Origin of the sequence: Gallicola sp. Sow4_E12 (genome assembly GCF_052116305.1) — a bacterium.
Lineage (GTDB): Bacteria > Bacillota > Clostridia > Tissierellales > Peptoniphilaceae > JBQKLI01.
Window position 1 is genome coordinate 1 of the sequence record NZ_JBQKLI010000035.1, and the last position, 5,825, is coordinate 5,825.

A 5,825-nucleotide genomic window follows, 5' to 3' on the forward strand; every position below is an offset into this window, starting at 1 on the left:
GTAAACTGGTACAACAATATTAGGATACATTCTTCATTGGGATATTTGAGTCCGGTTGCGTATAGAAGCAAACTTCTTAAGGAAGTTGTCTAGTTTAGTGTTGACAGTCCATACCTTTTCTCCATATACTGAGCAATTTGTATATTCTTTGCCCTTTCCATATTTTTTAACAAGAGCAAAATTTGCTACTTGAACATTTTCTCCATCTTTTTCAAATTCTGAAAATTCAGCTTCCTTAACTAAATTTGCATTAATATTTATCATTTCTTTATCCATTAATTTCTTCTCCTTAATCTAAAAATTCCAATTAAAAAAGCGACTGAACTTATAATTCAATCGCTAAATTTCTTACATATTAAATTGTTTAAGTGGGACTTCTTATCCTTACCATTTTCACCTCCTAATTTTGAGTATAAAAAAAGGCGATAGAGTTTTTAATTTCTATCGTCTTTTACTAAAAATTTTTTTATCTTTTCATTTTTTGTATCAAATTCTTATACTCCGCTTCTAACTCTTCTCTTTCTTCTTTTGAAATTTCTTGGGCTAAACGATTATTAATTGAACTTAACCTAAACTCAAGTAAAAAGTCATCCGAAGTAGTATTTGTTTTAGATCTTTCTTGACTCTTCTTAAACTGAGCTAGGTTTCCTCTAAAACTCTTTATTTTGTGGTTGTCTATCATAAGAAGTTCGTCTGCAACATTATTTATAAATGAAACATCATGAGTCACAAACAATAAAGGTCTATCATATCCCTTGAGTAATTCTTCTAAAGCTTCGATGGCACTTATGTCTAGAAAATTTGTTGGCTCATCCATGATTAAAAAATTAAAATCAGATGTTACTAGTTTAGCTAATTTTACTTTGGCTCTTTCCCCATCGCTTAAAATTTCTAGCTTTTTATAAACATCATCTGTTTTAAAACCAAGTCTAGCCAATATAATTCTCGTCATAGTCTGGTCATAGATAGAACTTTCAAGTACATTATCTAAAATACTTTTATTCATATTTATAATTTCTCCCAGTTGACTATAATATCCAATTTTTATATTAGGATGAACCCAAACTTCTTTATTTAGAATCATATTTAATAGAGTTGTCTTACCTGAGCCATTTTCACCTAATAGGGCTATCTTTGTATTATTATGAATCTCTATATTCGCATGATCAAAAATAAGCTTTTTGCCAAATCTTTTATTTAGATTTTCAGCTCTTACTAGTATATTAGAAAATAATTTATCCTTTTCTGCGATTGTTAGTTCAATTTTGGCAACTTCTTTTGGTTTCTCCTTTACCTCAAGCTGGTCGATTCGTGACTTGATTGATTTTACTTGTTTATCTAGTTTTTTCTTATTCCCTTGTCCACCCATCTTATGAAGTCTAGCTTCTGAGTTTCCCATTCTTTTGGGAGTTGTCCTAACTTTTGATGACTGAGTTTGAATATCCTTGGCAATGTTTGTCAATCTTTTTTTCTCAGAAATATAGCCTTCATATTCTCTTTGGGCAAACTTATTTATTTTTTCTCTTTCTTCTAAATAAAAAGAATAATCACCATTAAAAACTTCTAACTTTCCATTTGATAATTCAAAAATCTTATCGCAAGTTTGATTTATAAAATCACGATCATGAGAGATAAGAATATATCCCTTATATCTGCTTTTTAGACTTTCCGCCAATCTTTCTTTTTGCTTTATATCTAAGTGGGAAGTAGGCTCATCAACCAATAAAAAAGCAGATTCATTTGAAAGAAGTTTCGCTAACTTTAATCTTTGATATTCTCCTGGACTATACTTGTTTTTATCATCGAGTTCCGCTTTCATGTAGATTTCTTCAGAAAACTTCTGTTCTTCTCCATCGTTCAATAAAGAATCGAGCTTGCCTTGTACATCCACACTTCCATTATAATCTGTGTCCTGACCTAATAAAATTCTTAAAAAAGTCGTTTTGCCGACGCCATTATTACCGATTAATCCAATTTTGTCATCATCACTAACTGACAGTCTTTCTATTTCAAATAAAGTCCTTGTTCCAAATTCTTTTCTTAAATTGTCTAAATATATCATAAATCCTCCTTATATTTGAGAGGATTTTACCTCTCATCTTATTTAAAAGAAAATTTATTAATTGTCATTTGTCTATACCTCCAATTTCTTAATCTAAATTAATTATATAATGAGTATATCTTTATTTAAATTAAATTCTTATTATTGTAGTATTCCCTATTAGTTTTGGTTATCTTTCCTAATCATATACTTTTCAACATCACAAACATTGCTCTTGTCACAGTCTTCAAGAAGCTTATAATTCTTATGCTTTGTAATATCAAATTTTTCAGACAAGAAAGGTCTTACTCCTCTTAGCTGGTATATATACTTACCACCATCCATTACAATTATTTCATCTTGGCTCATAAGTTCCTTACCAGTTTTTTTGGTAATTTAGACCAAAAGATTTTTGGTTTATTCTTGTTTCTGATGTGTTACATAGATCTATAGTTTCTTTACCTAAGGTTTCAGATAATTCTTTTACTGTCGTTTTTTTTCTCCTAGAAAGAGTGTAGAGTCACAGTTACCAACTATTGCATCTGCATGGTCTTTATAAATTGCCTTTAATTGAGATTGTGCTTGAAGTATTATATTTGCTGATATTTCTCTTGAGAGTTTTTAATTTCTATCGCCTATTAATACATTATTTCTAGTCTTCTAAAATCGATACTTCAAGGTCTATCGCTTTAAATGTAACAGTTATTCCTACTTCTTCTTTTACTGTTTTCTCAAATAGCTCAGCTATATCATATGGGGACATATCATATATATATTCATACCATTCATTACTTTCATCGTACATTGTCTCACATATTGCTTCAATATAATTTTTCTTATCCATTGTGAGTTCTGTATCACTTTCCAAAATAAACTGCTCACCATTTATATTTAAGATGATTGTTTTTTGTATAGGTGAATTAAACTTAAATAATTCCGGCAATGTAATTTGAAGCCCTTTTGCAATTTTATCAATATTTTCTATTGATATATTTCTCTTTCCAAGCTCTACATCAGCAATATATGTCCTATCCAATCCACACGCTTTAGAAAATGTTTCTTGTGTAAATCCACGAGCCGTTCTTAATTTTCTAATTTCCTGACCTAATTCTTTTTTAATCATACAATAGCACCTCCGTATGATTATATATTAGCACTTTGTCGACTATAAGCAAACCGTCTATAAGTCACAAATTGTTTTTGTATCATAAATTTATTTTGAGAATTTTCGATTTTGAGTTTAATTTTATTTTATCTCTGTTTTTCAAAAACTCTTCCACATCAAATAAGTTTCTCTTATCATAATCTTCTAATAACTTGTAATTTTTATGTTTTGTAATATCAAACTTATCGGATAGAAAAGGTCTTACTCCTCTTAGCTGGTATATACACTTACCGCCATCCATTACAGTTATTTCATCTTGACTCATAAGTTCCTTGCCAGTTTTTTGGTAATTTAATCCAAAAGATTTCTGGTTTGATCTTGTTTCTGATGTGTTATATAAGTCTATGGTTTCTTTTCCTAAGGTTTCTGATAACTCTTTTAATGTTGTTTTTTCTTTCCCTCCTAGAAAAAGTGTAGAGTCACAGTTACCAACTATTGTATCTGCATGGTCTTTGTAAATTGCTTTTAATTGAGATTGTGCTTGCAATATTATACTTGCTGATATTTCTCTTGAACGAATTGTTGCAATCAGTTTTTCAAATTTAGGAATTAAGCCAATATTTGCGAACTCATCAAGTAAACACCTAACATGAACTGGAAGTCTTCCACCATACACATCATCTGCCTTATCACATAGTAGATTAAATAATTGAGAATACATTATTGAAACTACAAAATTAAATGTATCATCTGTATCTGATATTATTACGAATAAAACAGTTTTTCTATCTCCAATTTTATCAAGCTCTAATTCATCTTCGCTCATTAGTTCTCTAAGCTCTCTTATATCAAAAGGTGCAAGTCTTGCTCCACAAGATATGAGAATTGACTTAGCAGTTTTTCCTGCTGCAAGCTTATATTTCTTATATTGCTTAACTGCAAAATGACTTGGATCTTTCTTTTCAAGTGCTTCAAAGAGCCTATCAATTGGGTTCATATAGGTTTCGTCATCTTCTCTAACCTCACTTGCGTCAATCATATCCAAAAGTGTCTTAAAGTTCTTTTCTTCTTCAGGTGCTTCATAATAAATATACCCAATAAGAGCAGTGTAATATAACTTTTCAGCCTTTACCCAGAAATCTTCTCCTGCCTTTTCTCCATCTCCCTTGGTGTTAGCAATTATGGTTTGAACAAGTTTTAAAATATCCTTTTCTGATCGAAGATAAGCAAAGGGATTGTATTTCATGGACTTTTTAAAGTTTATTGTATTTAAAATCTTTATGTCATACCCATTTTCATAAAGCATTTTTCCACACTCTAACACAAGTGTGCCTTTAGGGTCTGTTACTACATAGGAAGAATGCATTTGCATTAAATTTGGCTTTACATAAAATCTCGTTTTACCTGATCCAGAACCTCCTATTACTAATACATTTTTATTTCTAGCATATTTAGGATTTTTAGGTCTTGAGTTCATTGTAAGTCTTTCGGTATTAGTTATTAGTACATTATTTTCAAACTTTGGGTCAATATATGGAGCAATATCCTTACTTTCTCCCCATCTTGCAGATCCATATTCCTTGCCTTGCCTATATTTCTTTTTATTTTTACCTTTACTATAAACAATTAGCTTAACAAGACCAGCAACTGAAATACCTACTAACAAGTCCCTTGGATTAAGGCTTGGTATATAAGATAAAGTTCCTATATCAGAAATTCCCACCATTATTCTATCAATAATATCTCCTCCTACATAAGAATTGATGTGCTTAGAAAAAATATTTCCAATGTAGCAAAATGATAAATAGGGAATGTTTGATAATATAAATTTCTTTGGGTTGTCTATTTTAATTAAGTTTTTAATATCAGAAAGAACAGCTTCCAATATCTTATTCATCGTAGAAACCTTCACTATCTAATAAAATTAGTAGGTAGTGTCTTCCCTTTGGTGTTATAAATGTTTGTATTCCTACAAGTGTACCTAGTGGATCAACCCATTCCTTTACTTCAAAATATCCTTTGTTCTTATCTGCATATGGTAAGAGTTTCTTTTTCTTATCCCTATAAATTAATCCTTTATCCATTAAAAAACTTATAAACTGATTTTGTGGTATTCCTAACTCCTTGGCAGTATTTCTAAAGTTTGTAAGTAGGTTATAATCTACTAATTTGTCATAATAGTCTGCCTTTGGTCTTAATTCTTCAATCTCTTCTTCTCTTTCGGCAATAATTCTATTAGCTACAAGAATTGCATCTGCAAGTAACTCTTCGTTAGTTTTCTTTTCTTGCCCTACTATATATCCTCCGTTTTTTCTAATACTTGGTAAGACTTCTCTCGTTACCCAAGCTTTGAATATTTTTGCTTGTGGTAGTTTTGATGAGAGGATAAGTGAATACAATCCTGATTCATTAATAATTGAAATATTCTGTATTCCTCCAAGGGTGTTCCATTTCGTTACACCCTTATCTTCTTCATCTACATGGTCATAAACAGCTTTTCTTGGATTAACATATCCTAACATAGTTGCTACTTCATTAGCTATAAAGAAAAACTCACCGTCTTTTTCTAGATAAAGTCCATATAATTGTGTAAAAGATAAAAGGCCATGTAACAGTCCTTTTACGGTACAATGTTTTTAACCACAAAAACATACCTAGGAGGACTTTACATGACCCAAG

The 5,825-nt window shown here is 30.5% G+C and carries 5 protein-coding genes and 3 pseudogenes; 1 reads left to right on the forward strand and 7 read right to left on the reverse strand.

The features are described from left to right. Positions 1-36: 36 nt before the first annotated feature. Positions 37-93, forward strand: coding sequence for a hypothetical protein (locus ACTQ46_RS10905; protein WP_441749840.1), 57 nt, complete (start codon positions 37-39; stop codon positions 91-93). Positions 94-111: 18 nt separating this feature from the next. Here ACTQ46_RS10905 and ACTQ46_RS10910 read toward each other — a convergent pair. The 7 genes and pseudogenes from ACTQ46_RS10910 to ACTQ46_RS10940 form a co-directional block, all read right to left on the reverse strand. Further along, positions 112-276: pseudogene (locus ACTQ46_RS10910) on the reverse strand (single-stranded DNA-binding protein); the annotation flags it as partial. 190 nt (positions 277-466) lie between these two features. Next, positions 467-2,062 (reverse strand): ribosomal protection-like ABC-F family protein, encoded by a 1,596-nt coding sequence (abc-f, locus tag ACTQ46_RS10915; RefSeq protein ID WP_441749836.1) that lies wholly within the window; start codon positions 2,060-2,062, stop codon positions 467-469. Positions 2,063-2,221: 159 nt separating this feature from the next. After that, positions 2,222-2,656 (reverse strand): annotated as a pseudogene (locus ACTQ46_RS10920) (TraM recognition domain-containing protein); the annotation flags it as partial. A 37-nt stretch (positions 2,657-2,693) separates the two neighbouring features. Next, positions 2,694-2,954 (reverse strand): hypothetical protein, encoded by a 261-nt coding sequence (locus ACTQ46_RS10925; RefSeq protein WP_441749842.1) that lies wholly within the window; start codon positions 2,952-2,954, stop codon positions 2,694-2,696. Positions 2,955-2,972: 18 nt separating this feature from the next. Next, positions 2,973-3,164: pseudogene (locus tag ACTQ46_RS10930) on the reverse strand (helix-turn-helix domain-containing protein); the annotation flags it as partial. An 82-nt stretch (positions 3,165-3,246) separates the two neighbouring features. Then, positions 3,247-5,043 (reverse strand): VirD4-like conjugal transfer protein, CD1115 family, encoded by a 1,797-nt coding sequence (locus ACTQ46_RS10935; RefSeq protein ID WP_441749838.1) that lies wholly within the window; start codon positions 5,041-5,043, stop codon positions 3,247-3,249. Beyond that, positions 5,036-5,761: a phage antirepressor KilAC domain-containing protein gene (locus tag ACTQ46_RS10940; protein ID WP_441749844.1), complete on the reverse strand. Its 726-nt coding sequence runs from the start codon at positions 5,759-5,761 to the stop codon at positions 5,036-5,038. Before ACTQ46_RS10940 ends, ACTQ46_RS10935 begins: the two co-directional genes overlap by 8 nt. Positions 5,762-5,825: the final 64 nt, after the last annotated feature.